Annotated in this window: 13 protein-coding genes; 11 read left to right on the top strand and 2 right to left on the bottom strand. The window is 45.7% G+C overall.

Annotated features, from left to right (window positions below):
- The first annotated feature begins 57 nt into the window (after positions 1–57).
- From hutI to KIV41_RS08130, 5 genes are all read left to right on the top strand, one after another.
- Positions 58–1,308 carry an imidazolonepropionase gene (hutI, locus tag KIV41_RS08150; protein ID WP_285336047.1) on the top strand — a complete coding sequence of 417 codons (1,251 nt, stop codon included), beginning with the start codon at positions 58–60 and terminating at the stop codon, positions 1,306–1,308.
- A 1-nt stretch (position 1,309) separates the two neighbouring features.
- The gene (hutG, locus tag KIV41_RS08145; protein ID WP_285336046.1) at positions 1,310–2,323 is read left to right on the top strand and encodes a formimidoylglutamase; all 1,014 of its coding nucleotides are present in this window, start codon (positions 1,310–1,312) and stop codon (positions 2,321–2,323) included.
- 112 nt (positions 2,324–2,435) lie between these two features.
- Positions 2,436–4,133, top strand: a complete 1,698-nt coding sequence (hutU, locus tag KIV41_RS08140) for a urocanate hydratase (protein ID WP_285336045.1) — start codon at positions 2,436–2,438, stop codon at positions 4,131–4,133.
- An 11-nt stretch (positions 4,134–4,144) separates the two neighbouring features.
- The gene (gene hutH, locus KIV41_RS08135; RefSeq protein WP_285336044.1) at positions 4,145–5,680 is read left to right on the top strand and encodes a histidine ammonia-lyase; all 1,536 of its coding nucleotides are present in this window, start codon (positions 4,145–4,147) and stop codon (positions 5,678–5,680) included.
- A 258-nt stretch (positions 5,681–5,938) separates the two neighbouring features.
- On the top strand, positions 5,939–6,664 hold the full coding sequence (locus tag KIV41_RS08130) for a DUF3581 domain-containing protein (protein ID WP_038887058.1): 726 nt from the start codon (positions 5,939–5,941) through the stop codon (positions 6,662–6,664).
- Between the two features lie 81 nt (positions 6,665–6,745).
- On the opposite strand, the gene KIV41_RS08125 is transcribed toward KIV41_RS08130, so the two are convergent.
- Both KIV41_RS08125 and KIV41_RS08120 read right to left on the bottom strand, forming a co-directional pair.
- Positions 6,746–7,207, bottom strand: a complete 462-nt coding sequence (locus KIV41_RS08125; protein ID WP_285336043.1) for an isoprenylcysteine carboxylmethyltransferase family protein — start codon at positions 7,205–7,207, stop codon at positions 6,746–6,748.
- Positions 7,208–7,299: 92 nt separating this feature from the next.
- Positions 7,300–10,335 carry an FAD-binding and (Fe-S)-binding domain-containing protein gene (locus KIV41_RS08120; RefSeq protein ID WP_285336042.1) on the bottom strand — a complete coding sequence of 1,012 codons (3,036 nt, stop codon included), beginning with the start codon at positions 10,333–10,335 and terminating at the stop codon, positions 7,300–7,302.
- A gap of 264 nt (positions 10,336–10,599) precedes the next feature.
- Here KIV41_RS08120 and KIV41_RS08115 point away from each other — a divergent pair, with 264 nt between their 5' ends.
- The 6 genes from KIV41_RS08115 (at position 10,600) to KIV41_RS08090 (ending at position 15,204) form a co-directional block, all read left to right on the top strand.
- Positions 10,600–11,280 carry a DUF3334 family protein gene (locus KIV41_RS08115; protein WP_088880641.1) on the top strand — a complete coding sequence of 227 codons (681 nt, stop codon included), beginning with the start codon at positions 10,600–10,602 and terminating at the stop codon, positions 11,278–11,280.
- 176 nt (positions 11,281–11,456) lie between these two features.
- Complete coding sequence (locus KIV41_RS08110; RefSeq protein ID WP_010448629.1) at positions 11,457–12,146, top strand: DUF2786 domain-containing protein; 690 nt, start codon at positions 11,457–11,459, stop codon at positions 12,144–12,146.
- A 133-nt stretch (positions 12,147–12,279) separates the two neighbouring features.
- Entirely contained in the window at positions 12,280–12,939 is a 660-nt protein-coding gene (locus KIV41_RS08105) for an OmpA family protein (protein ID WP_010448628.1), read from the top strand.
- Between the two features lie 76 nt (positions 12,940–13,015).
- Positions 13,016–13,996: a J domain-containing protein gene (locus tag KIV41_RS08100; RefSeq protein ID WP_285336041.1), complete on the top strand. Its 981-nt coding sequence runs from the start codon at positions 13,016–13,018 to the stop codon at positions 13,994–13,996.
- A gap of 178 nt (positions 13,997–14,174) precedes the next feature.
- Complete coding sequence (locus tag KIV41_RS08095; protein ID WP_010448626.1) at positions 14,175–14,360, top strand: hypothetical protein; 186 nt, start codon at positions 14,175–14,177, stop codon at positions 14,358–14,360.
- A 451-nt stretch (positions 14,361–14,811) separates the two neighbouring features.
- A complete protein-coding gene (locus tag KIV41_RS08090; protein WP_285336040.1) occupies positions 14,812–15,204 on the top strand; it encodes a SulA-like leucine-rich domain-containing protein in 393 nt (130 codons plus the stop codon).
- The last annotated feature ends 184 nt before the right edge of the window (positions 15,205–15,388 follow it).

The following is a 15,388-nucleotide window of genomic DNA, read 5'->3' as shown; positions in this document are numbered from 1 at the left end:
TTTCTCCTATTTATTTGTATATACATTTAAAAGTACAAATCAAAAGGAAGTATCAGAATGGATTTGCTGATTGAAAATGCACGCCTCGTCACTATGCAAGAAGGAGAGCAAGGCTACCTACCCTCTCCCCTTGCTCGCGTCGGCATTCGGTCAGGAAAAATTGTTGCACTCAGTACCGCAGCAAGAGGCGAAGACAGCGCAGAAACCGAATCCATCCTGAATCCAGACCACTACGAACAAACCATTGATCTTCAAAGCAAGCTGTTGCTACCAGGTTTAATTGATTGCCACACTCATCTCGTGTACGCCGGAAATCGTGCCAATGAGTTTGAAATGCGCCTTAACGGTGTGCCTTATGAAGAGATCGCCAAGCAAGGCGGCGGTATTCTTTCTACCGTTCGTGCAACCCGCGAAGCAAGCGAAGAACAACTTATCGAGCTTGCTCTACCACGCCTTGATGGCCTACTCGCCAGCGGCGTGACTTCTATAGAGGTGAAATCCGGTTACGGGCTGAGACTGCAAGATGAAATCAAGATGCTGCGCGCAGCGAAAGCCTTAGAGCAAGAGCGCAAAGTAAACATCACCACAACCCTACTCGCCGCTCATGCACTTCCACCAGAATTTAAAGACCGCGCTGACGATTATATCCAGCATATTTGTGACGACATCATTCCCCTCGTGGCAGAAGAAAAGCTCGCCACCAGCGTCGATGTGTTTTGTGAATCGATAGGTTTTAACTTAGCTCAAACCGAGCGTGTCTTTGAGGCCGCAAAAAAGCACGGTTTGCATGTAAAAGGGCATACTGAACAGCTTTCTGATTTAGGCGGCACTACGCTAACGGCAAAATACAATGGCCTTTCTGCCGATCATATTGAATATCTGGATGAAATTGGTGTGCGTGCGCTTGCCAATTCCTCGACCGTGGCAACCTTGCTCCCTGGAGCGTTCTACTTCTTACGTGAAACCCAACTGCCTCCTATCGAATTACTTAGAGCGCACAAGGTGCCAATGGCGATAGCGACAGACATCAACCCAGGGACATCGCCATTTGCTGATTTAACCTTGATGCTGAACATGGCTTGCACTCTTTTCCGTTTAACCCCTCAAGAAGCACTGCGTGGCGTCACTCAAAACGCAGCAAAAGCACTGGGTTATGGGGAGTCTCGTGGCGTGATTGAAATCGGTTATGACGCGGATTTCTCAATTTGGGATATCGAACACCCAGCAGACCTTAGTTACCAAGTCGGCGCAAAACGTTTAGTAGGTCGTATAGTAAATGGTGAATATGTCTCTCACGGAGGACTGTAACATGGCTCAATCAGATCCAAATACCGCTCCATTTCACTGGCAAGGTCGCCACGATGCAGAAGATGGAGAACTGGGTAAGCGCGTTCACCACGTGATTAAAAATATTTCTGTTGAAGAGTTACCGAGCAGAAGCGAAGGCGTCTCAATCCTTGGTTTTGCGACCGACGCGGGTGTTGCTAGAAATAAAGGCCGTATTGGAGCGAAAAAGTCACCGGATTTAATCCGTCGTGCCCTAGCCAATCTCGCTTGGCACCAAGATGCGCCGCTTTATGACCTCGGAACTGTCGTTTGCGAAGACGACCTGCTAGAGAGCAGCCAATCGCAATGCGCAGCGACGGTTGCTCAAGCACTACCCCATTCACCTGTCGTAGTACTAGGCGGCGGGCATGAGATCGCATGGGCATCATTTTCCGGCTTGGCCGAGTACTTCAAAACCCATCACCCAGACAAGCAGCCGAAGATTGGCATTATCAACTTCGATGCACATTTCGACCTGCGCGCTTTTGAAAGTTCGCTGGCAGATGTAAAACCGAGCTCAGGCACACCATTTAATCAGATTCATCACTTCTGCCAACGCAATGATTGGAAGTTTCATTACGCTTGCATTGGCGTCAGTCGCAGCAGCAATACCAAAGCGCTATTCCAGAAAGCAGACGAGCTCAACGTTTGGTATGTGGAAGACAAACAGCTTTGCTACATGAACCACAGCTATCATTTAACGCAACTACAGCACTTTATCGATGACTGCGATTACCTGTATCTAACGATTGATTTGGACGTGTTCCCTGCGGCGACAGCTCCGGGTGTAAGCGCTCCAGCAGCAAGAGGGGTCAGCTACGACATCATTTCGCCGTTTCTCGACCGAATAATACATTACAAAAACAAGCTCATGCTGGCAGACATTGCCGAGTATAACCCCACTTATGACGTCGATAGCCAAACCGCTCGATTGGCAGCCCGCCTATGTTGGGACATTGCCAATGCCATGGCAGAGAAAGACCATAAACCAAAATAACCTAACCCAATAAGAATCAACTCGAACAAGGCACAGCTCAAACAGCACTTTACTCGAGTAGAAATAGCCAAGCACAGACTTGGTACACACGTGAAACTAAAGGAGTCTTAAAATGACACAGCGCCAGGGACAAGATCCACGACTTGATACAAGCAGAACAATTCGTGCTCCACACGGTACACAACTGCGCGCCAAATCTTGGCTGACGGAAGCCCCGCTTCGTATGCTGATGAACAACCTTGATCCAGATGTAGCCGAGCACCCTCACTCGCTCGTTGTATACGGTGGTATTGGTCGAGCAGCACGAAATTGGGAATGCTTGGATAAGATTGTTGAAGTGTTAGAAAGACTCGACGATGACCAAACTCTTCTCATCCAATCAGGCAAACCAGTTGGCGTTTTCCCGACTCATAAAAATGCGCCACGCGTTCTGATTGCGAACTCAAACCTAGTACCACATTGGGCCAACTGGGAGCACTTCAATGAGCTCGATAAAGAAGGCTTGATGATGTACGGACAGATGACTGCAGGTAGCTGGATTTACATCGGTTCACAAGGCATTGTTCAAGGCACTTACGAGACGTTTGTCTCAGTAGCTAAAAAGCACTTTAACGGCGACGCGAAAGGTCGTTGGATTTTAACTGGCGGCCTTGGCGGTATGGGGGGCGCTCAACCTCTAGCTGGCACAATGGCAGGTTTCTCAATGATTGCTGTTGAGTGTGACGAGTCACGCATCGATTACCGTCTGCGCACAGGCTACGTCGACAAGAAAGCCACATCGCTAGATGAAGCCCTAGCGATGCTCAAAGAATCCGACACGCCTATTTCAGTCGGTCTACTAGGTAACGCAGCAGACATCTTCCCTGAGCTAGTGGAACGTAACATCACGCCAGACGTAGTAACAGACCAAACCTCCGCGCACGACCCATTGAACGGCTACCTGCCTCAAGGTTGGAGCATGTCTCATGCAGCAGAAATGCGCTTACAAGACGAAGCTGGCGTAGTTAAAGCGGCAAAACAATCAATGGCTGTGCAAGTTCAAGCCATGTTAGAACTGCAAAACCGCGGCGCTGCAACACTGGATTACGGTAACAACATCCGTCAAATGGCGCTGGAAGAAGGCGTCGAAAACGCGTTTGATTTCCCGGGTTTCGTACCGGCTTACATTCGTCCTTTATTCTGTGAAGGTATTGGGCCATTCCGTTGGGCAGCATTGTCTGGCGACCCAGAGGACATCTACAAAACCGATCAGAAAGTTAAAGAGCTGATCCCTGATAACCCTCACCTACACAACTGGCTAGATATGGCACGTGAACGCATTCAGTTCCAAGGTCTGCCTGCACGTATCTGTTGGGTAGGTCTGAAAGACCGTGAGCGCCTTGGCCAAGCCTTTAATGAAATGGTGAAAAACGGTGAACTGAAAGCACCGGTTGTTATTGGCCGTGACCACTTAGACTCTGGCTCGGTAGCTAGTCCGAACCGTGAAACTGAAGGCATGATGGATGGCTCTGATGCCGTATCGGATTGGCCATTACTTAATGCCCTATTGAATACCGCAGGTGGTGCAACTTGGGTATCACTTCACCATGGTGGCGGCGTTGGCATGGGCTTCTCTCAACACTCAGGTATGGTGATTTGTTGTGACGGCAGTGATGATGCGTCTGAGCGTATTGCTCGCGTACTTCACAATGACCCAGCGACGGGCGTTATGCGTCATGCCGATGCGGGATATGACATCGCAAAACAATGTGCAGCTGAGCAAAAACTGGATTTGCCAATGCTCAATGAAGAACTGAAAAAGCTGAAGTAAGGATGAAAGACATGCTCAATTTAACGCTAAAGCCGGGCCATATTAGCTTAAACGAACTGCGTCAGGTGAGCCGCTCACCTGTTAACCTTACTCTCGACCCAGAAGCCATTCCGGCGATTGAGGAAAGCACTCAAGTTGTCGACCGAGTGATTGCAGAAGATCGCACCGTTTATGGCATCAATACGGGTTTCGGTCTACTCGCAAACACTCGTATTGCGCCGGAAGATCTAGAAACGCTGCAACGCAGTATTGTACTTTCTCATGCGGCAGGTATCGGCAAATTTATGTCAGATGAAACCGTTCGTTTGATGATGGTGCTGAAAATTAATAGCCTTGCGCGTGGCTTCTCAGGCTTGCGCTTGAAAGTCATCAACATGCTGATTGACCTTGTGAACGCACAAGTATATCCATGCGTGCCTCAAAAGGGCTCCGTCGGCGCATCGGGTGACTTAGCACCGCTAGCCCACATGAGTACGGTACTTCTTGGTGAAGGCCAAGCGCGTCACAATGGTAAAGTTATTTCTGGCTTAGAAGCGCTGCAAATTGCGGGTCTAGAGCCAATCACACTGGCACCGAAAGAAGGTCTTGCACTGCTTAACGGTACTCAAGCATCAACGGCGTTTGCACTCGAAGGTTTGTTCATTGCCGAGGACCTATTCTCATCTGCGACAGTTTGTGGCGCGATGTCGGTAGAAGCAGCACTAGGCAGCCGTCGTCCGTTCGACCCTCGTATCCACCGAGTTCGTGGCCATCGCAGCCAAATGGATGCGGCGTTAGCGTATCGACACCTATTAGAAGCGACCAGTGAGATTGGTGAATCCCATACCAACTGTGAAAAGGTTCAAGACCCTTACTCCCTGCGCTGTCAGCCTCAAGTTATGGGGGCTTGTTTGCAGCAAATCCGTAATGCCGCAGAAACATTGCAAGTAGAAGCAAATTCCGTCTCAGACAACCCACTTGTGTTCGCCGAAGACAACGACATCATCTCAGGCGGTAACTTCCATGCTGAACCAGTAGCTATGGCGGCGGATAACCTTGCACTTGCGATTGCAGAGATTGGTAGCTTGTCAGAGCGTCGCATGGCACTGCTTATTGATAGTGCTTTGTCTAAACTTCCTCCGTTCTTGGTCGACAATGGCGGCGTAAACTCGGGCTTTATGATCGCTCAGGTGACGTCGGCTGCGCTGGCGAGTGAAAACAAAACACTGGCTCACCCTGCTTCTGTCGATAGCTTGCCAACATCCGCAAACCAAGAAGACCACGTATCAATGGCGACCTTCGCTGCTCGTCGTCTGAAAGAGATGGGTGAAAACACGCGTGGCATTTTGGCGGTTGAATACTTATCTGCCGCGCAAGGGTTGGATTTCCGCGCGCCAAACAAATCTTCTGAACGTATCGAGATTGCAAAACAAATGCTGCGTGAAAAAGTGTCGTTCTACGATAAAGACCGCTACTTCGCACCAGATATCGAGCAAGCCAACGCACTACTCAAGCTTGCTCTTCATAACGCATTGATGCCAGAGAGCTTGCTCCCTAGCGTGCATTAATCATTATTGCTGATAACCCTAAAGGCTCCTCCGTGGAGCCTTTATTGTATTTATACGCATCTCGTCCTTCAATGATATGGTAAATTACTGATTTATAGCCATACTGAATAGTGCAATACAAAAACGCCATTTTTGGTGCTTTATTCCGCTGCGTTATCGTTTCATTGTTAAGATACAGTGAAGTTTTCACTGGATGGACCATTGCTACGCAGATATTCGCATATAATCCCTGACAGTTTTGGTTACTACGTAAAAATTATGTTTCTAACACCTTATTTTTCAAACACTAATCACCAATTTCAGTTCACTCGTGAGCAAGCAAGTCACTTCGCAAAGCGCGTAGCTGGTGATTACAACCCTATCCATGATGAAGACAACAAACGCTTTTGTGTGCCTGGCGATCTGCTTTTTGCTGTTTTGCTGAGCAAAGAAGGCGTAAGCCAAAAGATGCGTTTCGATTTCTCCGGAATGGTAAATGATGGTGTTGCACTTCACATTGAAAATAAGTGTGAAAAAGAGAGTGCGGTAGTCGATGATGCGGGCAAAGAATACCTGCACATGTCGCGTGAAGGTGAAACTAACCACAACCCTGCGTTCATTGAGCATGTCGTAACAAACTACGTTCAATTCTCTGGCATGAACTTCCCTCACATCATGGTTCCTCTAATGGAAGAGAAACAAATGATGATCAACTGCCAACGACCTCTAGTAATCTACGAGAGTATGGAAGTGGAATTCAGCCGTCTGGACCTAACTCATCCAGAAGTGGACTTTACGGGTGCAACGTTTGACGTTGAAGGCAAACGAGGCTTAGTGACGCTAAACTTCGCTTTCAAAGAAGATGGTGAAGTTGTTGGTAAAGGCATTAAGCGCATGGTAGCTAGTGGCCTTAAGCCATACGACCAAGAGGCGGTAGACGATTTAGTTCAACGCTTCCACGAACGCAAAGACGCTTTTTTAGCAAAGTTCGCTAAGGCAGCTTAACCAGCCGCCGACAAAAGTATCAAAGAAAACCCAGCTATTTAGCTGGGTTTTCTTTTTACTGCCAGTGTCCACGGACTTTCATTAAATCCAGCGACGCACTTGATTCTTGTAATCCAAATAATCTTCACCAAACAGTCTTTCTAATGCGCGCTCTTCTGGTTTGATTTGAAAGCGATTCATATATACAACAAACAATACGCTACACAAAATGACACTTAGATGCTGCCACCATAAGCCAACCGCAATGATCAATAACAGTAGAGCGACGTACATTGGATTACGCGTATATGCAAAAATGCCGGTATCAACCACCATCGATGCGGTTTCTGGCTTAACGGGGTTTACCGTCGTCTTGGCTTTACGAAACTCGTAAACCCCAGCAATACCGACCGCAACTGCAAGCGCGATTAGCCCTGCGCTAACAAACTCAACAAAAGGCACCGTAATCTTCATCTCTGGCAACGTACCCTTTAACCAGTACATCAGCAGTACCATCAGCAAAAAAAGAGCAACAGGTGGTACTTTAAGCTCTAGCTTTTTCAATCTTCATATCCTTATGAGAAAAAATCATAGTCATCATTGGTAACGTTTCGCTACTGACAAAAAGCCCAGTTAAACTGGGCTTTCGTAAAGTATTATATCAAGGTTAGCAAAGCTTGAACCGGGTGCTTAGGTTTTACCCCTTCAAAGCGTTTGACTTGGCTTCGGCAGGAGTATCCGGTAATTAAACAACGCTCATTATCGAGTTTATCCAAGTTTGGCTTCCAACTCAGATCATAAATATCACGAGACATTGATAGCTTATCCACCTCATGACCGAAAGTACCCGCCATACCACAGCAACCTACTGGTACGGTATTCAAGACCGCGCCAAAGTGAGCGAAGATAGCCCCCCACTCTTTCTCAGCGTTTGGCATTTTGGTTTTCTCTGTACAATGCGCGAACAAATACCAAGGCGCTTGATCATTAGATTCCAGGGCCTCGAACTCACCTAGCCTTGGGTGAAGCCATTCATGGGCAGTAAGAACATCAAACTCGCCTCGCTTGCTGCCTAATACTTCAGCGTATTCATCGCGGTAACAAAGCACTAACGCAGGGTCGACCCCTACCATTGGGATATCTAAATCCGCGACCATTTCAAGGAACTTAGCAGTGTCTTGCGCAGTATTTTTAAACTGACGTAAGAAACCTTTAATATGCTGCGCTTTGCCATTCGGTTTGAATGGAAGTAGAACTGGATTCATACCCAGTTTTTTAACTAGCTTCACAAAGTCTTCCACGACTTCAGCGTCGTAGTAGCTGGTAAATGGGTCTTGAACAATCAGCACATGCTTTTGCTTATCTTCGCTTGATAGACCACTTAATGCTTGAAGATCATAAGCAGTGGTTAACGTCTCAACTCGCTCCTTCAAGGTCGGAACAGAAAGCAGCGGCGCATCAACATACCCTACGGTCGAAGCCGTTAAGCTCTGAACCCAAGATTGCTTAAGCACACCATTAACCACACTTGGTGCTTTTGCCATTAATGGCAGCATAGATTCGATGTTCGACACCAAATAGTCTTTTGCTGGACGTTGGTAACGTGAGTGATAAATATTGAGAAAACGAGAGCGGAAGCTAGGCACATCAACTTTGATAGGACACTGGCTAGCGCATGCTTTACATGCCAAGCAACCATTCATCGCCTCGTAAACTTCGTGTGAGAAATCATACTCATGACGGCGATTTATCGAATGTCGCACACGATCGATCATGGTTTTGATGGACGTTTTGTTTTCTAGCGTTTGCTTCTCTAGGTCGAGAATGTCAATGCCTTGCTCTGTAAGCTGGCGTAACCATTCACGAACTAATCCTGCGCGCCCTTTTGGCGAGTGGCGACGGTCTGCTGTCACCTTCATTGAAGGACACATTGGTGAACTGGTGTCGTAGTTAAAGCACAATCCGTTACCGTTACACTCCATCGCCTGTTTGAAGCTGTCACGGACTTGAACGTCAATCTGGCGGTCAAAGTAGCCGCGTTTGGTATCGGAGACTTTTACCAGCTCTGCATCGCTATTTAGCGGTGTACAGATCTTACCCGGATTCATTTTATTATGCGGGTCGAAAGCTGCTTTTACTCGGCGTAACTCAGTAAAGAGTTCTTCACCAAAAAACTCAGGCCCATATTCAGAGCGGAAACCTTTCCCGTGCTCACCCCACATTAAGCCGCCGTATTTCGCCACCAGCTTAACCACCTCATCTGAGATTTCATGCATCAATGCTTCTTGGTGAGGGTCACACAGATCCAACGCTGGGCGAACGTGAAGTACACCCGCATCTACGTGCCCAAACATACCGTAGTTGAGTGATTTCGCGTCTAGTAACTCACGGAACTCAACAATAAAATCCGCTAGGTTTTCCGGTGGTACACAAGTATCTTCTGCGAAGGCTACTGGCTTCGCACGCCCTTTGGCTGCACCAAGCAGGCCAACCGCTTTTTTACGCATATTGTAGATACGGCCGATACTCGCGACGTCGCTACATACTTGATAACCGATAATACCTGCTTCTTCTGTCTCCAACATGCTATCTAGCTTGGCAGTCAGGAAAGCGACTTGAGAAGCGACTTCTTCTTCATCCTGGCCTGCGTATTCCACCATGTTGATGCCAAGCATCTCTTTATCTGGCACGTCGGTGATTAAGTCGCTCACTGTGTGCCAAACGATGTCTTGTTTCGCTAGGTTAAGTACTTTTGAATCAATGGTTTCTACCGACAAAGCGTTCGCCTCAACCATAAATGGGGCGTTACGCAATGCAGAATCAAAACTGTTGTATTTAACGTTCACCAAGGTGCGCGCCTTGGGAATACGGGTTAGGTTAAGCTTGGCTTCAGTAATAAAGGCCAGTGAACCTTCTGCACCACACAGCACACGTGTGATATCGAAACTATCTTCCCCCTCATCAAACGCATTCTTGAGGTCATAACCCGTTAAGAATCGGTTTAAAGGTGGAAACTTGTCATTGATTTGCGGACGCTTTTCACGACACACCGACTCGGTCACATGCATTGCGGTGTGCGCAAACTCACCTTCACTTGGCAAACCATTTGAAAGATCCGACTCTAACAACGAGCCGTCAGCAAAAACCGCTTGAAGTGATAGCACGTGATCAGATGTCTTACCGTATTTCAGAGACCCCTGACCAGACGCATCGGTATTGATCATCCCACCGATAGTCGCTCGGTTACTCGTCGATAGATCAGGAGAGAAGAAGAAACCGTAAGGGCGAACAGCATCATTAAGTTGGTCCTTAACCACACCAGTTTGGACACGAACCCAACCTTCATCTTCGTTGATTTCTAAGACTTTGTTCATGTGGCGAGATAAATCAACCACAATGCCTTTCGTCAACGACTGACCGTTGGTTCCCGTCCCTCCGCCACGCGGCGAGAAGGTAATTCGCTCGTATTCTTCTTTATTGCCCAGCTTACCAATGAGAGAGACGTCATGTGTGTTTTTTGGATGGACTACCGCTTGAGGTAGCTGTTGATAAACACTGTTGTCAGTCGCTACTGCTAGGCGGCTTGAATATTGGCTTTCGATGTCGCCAGTGAATCCTGCATTTTCCAACTCTTTTAGGAAAGATAATACAAGAGGATCGACATCCGTTTGAGAGTGTAATCTTGGTAACATTGCTTCCTGCCCCTACGACACTATTCCGATCAGTGATAGGTATTGTTTTTGTTTACTTGGCCGACTCTCCAATCAATTATTGCGATAATTGAAGAAGTTGATAGGTTAAGTAATATTCTTTGAATTTCGTCACTTTACAACATTTAAAAAAGTGATCAAATCAGATTCTCATTGCAACAATTGAACTTATGCTTTCTTTTTTAGCTATTCACACCTACATTGATGCAAAACTCGCTTTTAAGACCATTATATTGAGCATTTAGAATGAAAAAAAATAAAGTAGTCACTACTGAGGATATCCTTTTAAAACTTTGTCAGTCGGTTTCTGGCGTCTTAACTTCAGCAACATCTTCTCAAGTTCACTATTCAGCAATGGTGCAAAAGATCAACAAAACCAGCCTTAAGCCAGATTTTGGCTGCTTTGTCCTTTTTGACGGTGGTTTTACTGGCTTAGTTGTCATTAACTTTACCGCAAAGGCGGCGCTAGAGATTTATACGGACTACATGCGTAATATGGGCATGCCGGAAGAAGAACTTGCAATCTCGCATACGTCTGATGAAGTCGGTGATGTCCTTGGTGAGCTGATGAACCAACTAGTGGGTGACTTCACGAATAAAATCCGCAAAGAGCTACAAACAAACATCACGCAAAACCAACCTAAGATGCTGGCTCTGAACAAGCAAGTGATTCTGCAAGTTGATACTAACCTTGACCGCCCACAAGCGCGTCGCGTGACATTCTCTACGGCAAATAACAACATCTTCTATTTGGAACTAGCAATGGATAAAACCGAGTTTATCCAGCTAGAAGAGTTTGAAGTTGCTGAAGATGAAACGCCAGATGATATCTTGGAAGCAACCCGTAAGAGTATGGAAGAAAAGTCAAAGCCTGAAACAACAGCGAATAGCGCGGCAGATGACCTACTTGATGAGCTTGGCATCTAATTTAATGCCAGCCCCCCTCTTTTTTCAAAGCACCCTTCTATGGGTGCTTTTCTTTTGTGGCGCACATAGCCCAGCAAGCTTAAACCTTTGGACATAAAGTCCTTGGTTTCGTTTTTACGCCAAAAAAGGTAATATATCCGACTTCTCAAATTTTGTGTTTTTGTTATTGGTCGTCAATGGATAAGCAAAAAGCTCTTAAGAAAATCGCTAAGTGTCTAGAACTAGGTAACTCCGCCAATGTAAACGAGGCTGCAAACGCTATCAAAATGGCGCACCGCCTCATGCTCAAATACGGTCTAGATAAAGATGACATTGAGTTTATCAAGATGGGTAAGACACAATCTTCCCACCTGTTACCTGCTAACATCAGCTCGACTATACTGCGCGTGATTCGAGGCATTAATACCAAGTTTGGTGTTGAAGCAGTTTTGTTGAACCATAAAGGTCTAAAACGAGTAGAGTTTATCGGTGAAGCTGATCGAGCCATCTTTGCTGCATTTGCCTTCGACATTATCTATCGCGAAATGAACGAAAGCACCGGACAGTTCCGCAATAGTTTTGCTGGTTCAGGCACATCATCCATGGAAGTGACTCGTCGAGTTAACTCATTTGTCTCTGGTTGGGTGGAAGGTGCGTTAGAAAAACTACCGACCATTTCACCTGATGAAGAGTCGGCAAACAAAATCAATAACTACATTGATAAAGAGTTCAAAAACATCGACCGTGAGACGTTCAAGAAACAGCTAAAAGAAGCGATGAAAAATCTCACCGCAGATTATGAAGTCGGGCTAAAGAAAGGACGCAAAGTATCTGTTAACCGCGGGGTTGGTGGCGCACAAGCTAGAAAAATGCTTGATAGCAAATAACTTTTTGGCTGAGTTCATTATCAGTCTGACTTTTACATAACAAATATCAATAACACCCTACGTATAATTCGATTCCTAATGTGAGGCTCACTTTATCGCCTCTGTTTTATATGGAGATATTCCTTTGAAAAAGATGTCTATTGCACTTGCACTAGTGCTTGCTCTTACTGGCTGTCAAGCTACTCAACGTCAAAATGCTACTACAGGCGAGTACGAAACAAACTCAACAACTCAAGGTGCTCTAATTGGCGCTATTGCTGGAGCTGCAATCGGTCTAGCAACAGGTGACAACGCAAAAGAACGTCGTAAGCATGCTCTAATTGGTGCAGCTGCAGGTGGTGCAACAGGTGCTGGTGTAGGTTACTACTTTGATCAACAAGAAGCAGAACTGCGTCGTGCACTACTTAACTCGGGTGTACAAGTAGAGCGTGTTGGTGAGAACCAGCTGCTACTTCGTATGGAAAATGGCATCGGTTTCTCATCTAGCTCATACCAACTAGATGCAGGTATCCACAATACACTGCGTGGTGTAGCGCGCATTCTTGTAGAATACCCTGACACAAGCCTAGTCATCGACGGTTACACAGACAGCACTGGTAGTGAATCATACAACCAAACGCTATCTGAGCGTCGTGCAGAATCAGTTCGTCAATTCCTAGTATCGCAAAACGTCGCACCAGGTCGTGCAATTGCTCGTGGCTATGGTGAACGTAGCCCATTATGCTCAAACCAAACTTCTGAAGGTCGTGCTTGCAACCGCCGTGTTGAAATCCAGATCTTGCCACTGAAGTAATTTGGTTGCACCATATCGGTAATAATAACGATTACCGGAGCAGGTCTAGCGAACTCCGCTAGACCTGACATACCCAATGTCTTTCAGAACCATCGCCCTTACCTTAACTTTAAGTGCCTGCCTTACAAGCACTGCATTCGCTTCTCAAAGTCCTACGCAGCCTGAAGCTCAATTCGATCTAGCGCAACAACTGGCGTTAAAACCCAACCCAGACTCTCCTTCTGACGTGCGTTATTGGCTAGAGCAAGCGGCAAGACAAAGCTATATTCCAGCCCAGAAACAATTAGCTGAAGACTACGCCAGAGGATTAACAGGAAACGTTGACTTCGCACAAGCAACTTATTGGTTTACTTCAGTTGCCTTAAACGATCCAACCGATAGAGGCTTCCTCCTCGCAGACTTTGTTCAGTACCATCAAAATCGCATCAGCACCGAAGATCTACTTGAGGCTTGGTACCAATTAGCCGCACTAAAAAACCCTCAAGCCGAAGAAGCGTATAATCAGTTTTTAGAAGAACGCTTTAATCAACTAAGGGCTAAGCAAGTCTCTGAGATTGTTGAGTTAGACAAAAATGCCACACATGAACAAGCGCAAGATAAAGCATCTGTTGAACAGGAACAGAAAGCAGAGACCACGAACATGTGGTATGCCTCAGGCGCACTCGGGTTAAGTGTATTGGTTGGTGGCTTTGCTTTTGGTTACCGAAGACACAACAAAAAAGTTGAAGCCAATATCGCGCATGAAGCATCGCAATCTCTGCAATTAGAGACTCAGGTGAAAGAACTGCAGTTTGCTAATAAACAACTTAAACGCCAACTCGAAAAGGTGTTCAAAGAGTTTAAGAAAATTAAGGGGCAATCTGACAATCAAAAACTCGCAGTAGCATGTGCCACATTTGGCTACACACCACAGCGTATTCCCGACAGTAAAGCAGTGAAATTGCGCTACAGACAATTATCGAAACTCTATCACCCTGATTCTAGGGGAAGTGAAGATGAGATGAAGCGTTTAAATCAAGCGTTTAAAATTATCTCACAAAATGTTACAAAAGAGTAAACTGAAGCAATACTCCCTTTCCTTGCGAGCTTTTCATCCTAGAAAACAAAGGCTCGCAATCGATCTCCCTCTCAAACAAATTAACAGACATTTAACTTAACGTTCGTTTGTATGCCATAATACGGGGCGAAAAATAACACCTAGCGACTCAAAACTAATTTAGGTGGGGAGAAAATCAATGTTCACTGAAGAAGGCACCTGTGACTGGTGTAAAAAACCTAGCTTTGTAACTCGTCATGATTACCTTGATGGGAAGTACCATCGCTCTTGCAAATCTTGCTTCGACATCGCGAAAATCGACGTTCGCCTGTTTAACCAAGGCGAAATGCAAATGCGTGAACGCATGGCACACCAAGCGAGCTAATCAGAACAAATCAATGGAACTGATTTTCAAAGGCGCCTTTTTAGAGGCGCTTTTTTGATCTCTAAACATGATACCAACTGTATCAAACAACGACGCACTCTAGTTTGCGACAATACTAAATCAAATCACTTTCTAAGGTTGTACCTTTGAGTGGATAAGCGCACTTCAAAGCGCTCCCTCCTTTATCCAAAACACTGTATAGACGAAAAAAAGTACTGTATATACAGTTGTAATGACCTGTAGCTAGAGAAAGAACACTACTTATCTCACATTTATCCCCTTTCATAAAAACAAGCAAAACCAAAAATAATTCCTCTAAACTTCAATAAGTTACAAAAACAAACATAAATAACCATAGGAAAATATTAACTTAAACTTTTAAAAATCGGTTGATCTGTCACCAAAAACAAACTACTGTATACACATACAGCATGTATAAAGGAACAGTAAGATGCAGTTACAAAGTCAATCTCATACATACTCTCGCTACAACGTATTGGCACAAGCAACACAACCTATGGATGTGTCTGACCAACTTCTTTCTAAGTTGGCTGTATTGTCTCAACAGCAACAGTGGATTCTGTTTACTGCTGAGTGTCCTCGCCCTGATTTTGAGCAACTTGCTGCTTCTAACATTCGCTGTCAAAACATCATTCAAATGAAGCCATCTCAACAGCTTTCTGAAGTGGAAATCGTTATTAAAGCTATTCAATCTGGTAATGCTAGCGCTGTTGTCGCATCGAACGAGATTGCATTAATGAATCAATCAATGCTTCGCGATATTGCCCAACGTTATCAGTGTGAAGTCTTTTTCGTCGAAGGCAGAGTGAACAAGTACCACTAACAAGATCGACGTTATCCATCCTGCATCTCGCCTCCTTTTAAGGAGGCTTTTTTTGTACTTCAACAAATTAAGGCAAACGTTTGCTTTTTCTCTGGCGAGTTAAAATAGTTCTGGTATGATGCCCTCATTCGATTTATTCAGCGCACATTGTTCGCTGGATATCTTCTCTTTATGACGTTTGATT

This window comes from Vibrio sp. D401a (assembly GCF_030248515.1).
Lineage (GTDB): Bacteria > Pseudomonadota > Gammaproteobacteria > Enterobacterales > Vibrionaceae > Vibrio > Vibrio rotiferianus.
Note: the sequence above shows the minus strand (reverse complement) of the source record. Positions and strands in the feature narration are given on the sequence as shown.

Bases quoted from the DNA above. Each gene is read 5' to 3' on its own strand.
- hutU (WP_285336045.1), top strand. From the start codon at position 2,436: ATGACACAGCGCCAGGGACAAGATCCACGACTTGATACAAGCAGAACA.
- hutH (WP_285336044.1), top strand. From the start codon at position 4,145: ATGCTCAATTTAACGCTAAAGCCGGGCCATATTAGCTTAAACGAACTG.
- KIV41_RS08105 (WP_010448628.1), top strand. From the start codon at position 12,280: ATGTCTATTGCACTTGCACTAGTGCTTGCTCTTACTGGCTGTCAAGCT.
- KIV41_RS08120 (WP_285336042.1), bottom strand. From the start codon at position 10,335: ATGTTACCAAGATTACACTCTCAAACGGATGTCGATCCTCTTGTATTA.
- hutI (WP_285336047.1), top strand. From the start codon at position 58: ATGGATTTGCTGATTGAAAATGCACGCCTCGTCACTATGCAAGAAGGA.
- KIV41_RS08100 (WP_285336041.1), top strand. From the start codon at position 13,016: ATGTCTTTCAGAACCATCGCCCTTACCTTAACTTTAAGTGCCTGCCTT.
- KIV41_RS08110 (WP_010448629.1), top strand. From the start codon at position 11,457: ATGGATAAGCAAAAAGCTCTTAAGAAAATCGCTAAGTGTCTAGAACTA.
- KIV41_RS08090 (WP_285336040.1), top strand. From the start codon at position 14,812: ATGCAGTTACAAAGTCAATCTCATACATACTCTCGCTACAACGTATTG.
- hutG (WP_285336046.1), top strand. From the start codon at position 1,310: ATGGCTCAATCAGATCCAAATACCGCTCCATTTCACTGGCAAGGTCGC.
- KIV41_RS08095 (WP_010448626.1), top strand. From the start codon at position 14,175: ATGTTCACTGAAGAAGGCACCTGTGACTGGTGTAAAAAACCTAGCTTT.
- KIV41_RS08115 (WP_088880641.1), top strand. From the start codon at position 10,600: ATGAAAAAAAATAAAGTAGTCACTACTGAGGATATCCTTTTAAAACTT.
- KIV41_RS08130 (WP_038887058.1), top strand. From the start codon at position 5,939: ATGTTTCTAACACCTTATTTTTCAAACACTAATCACCAATTTCAGTTC.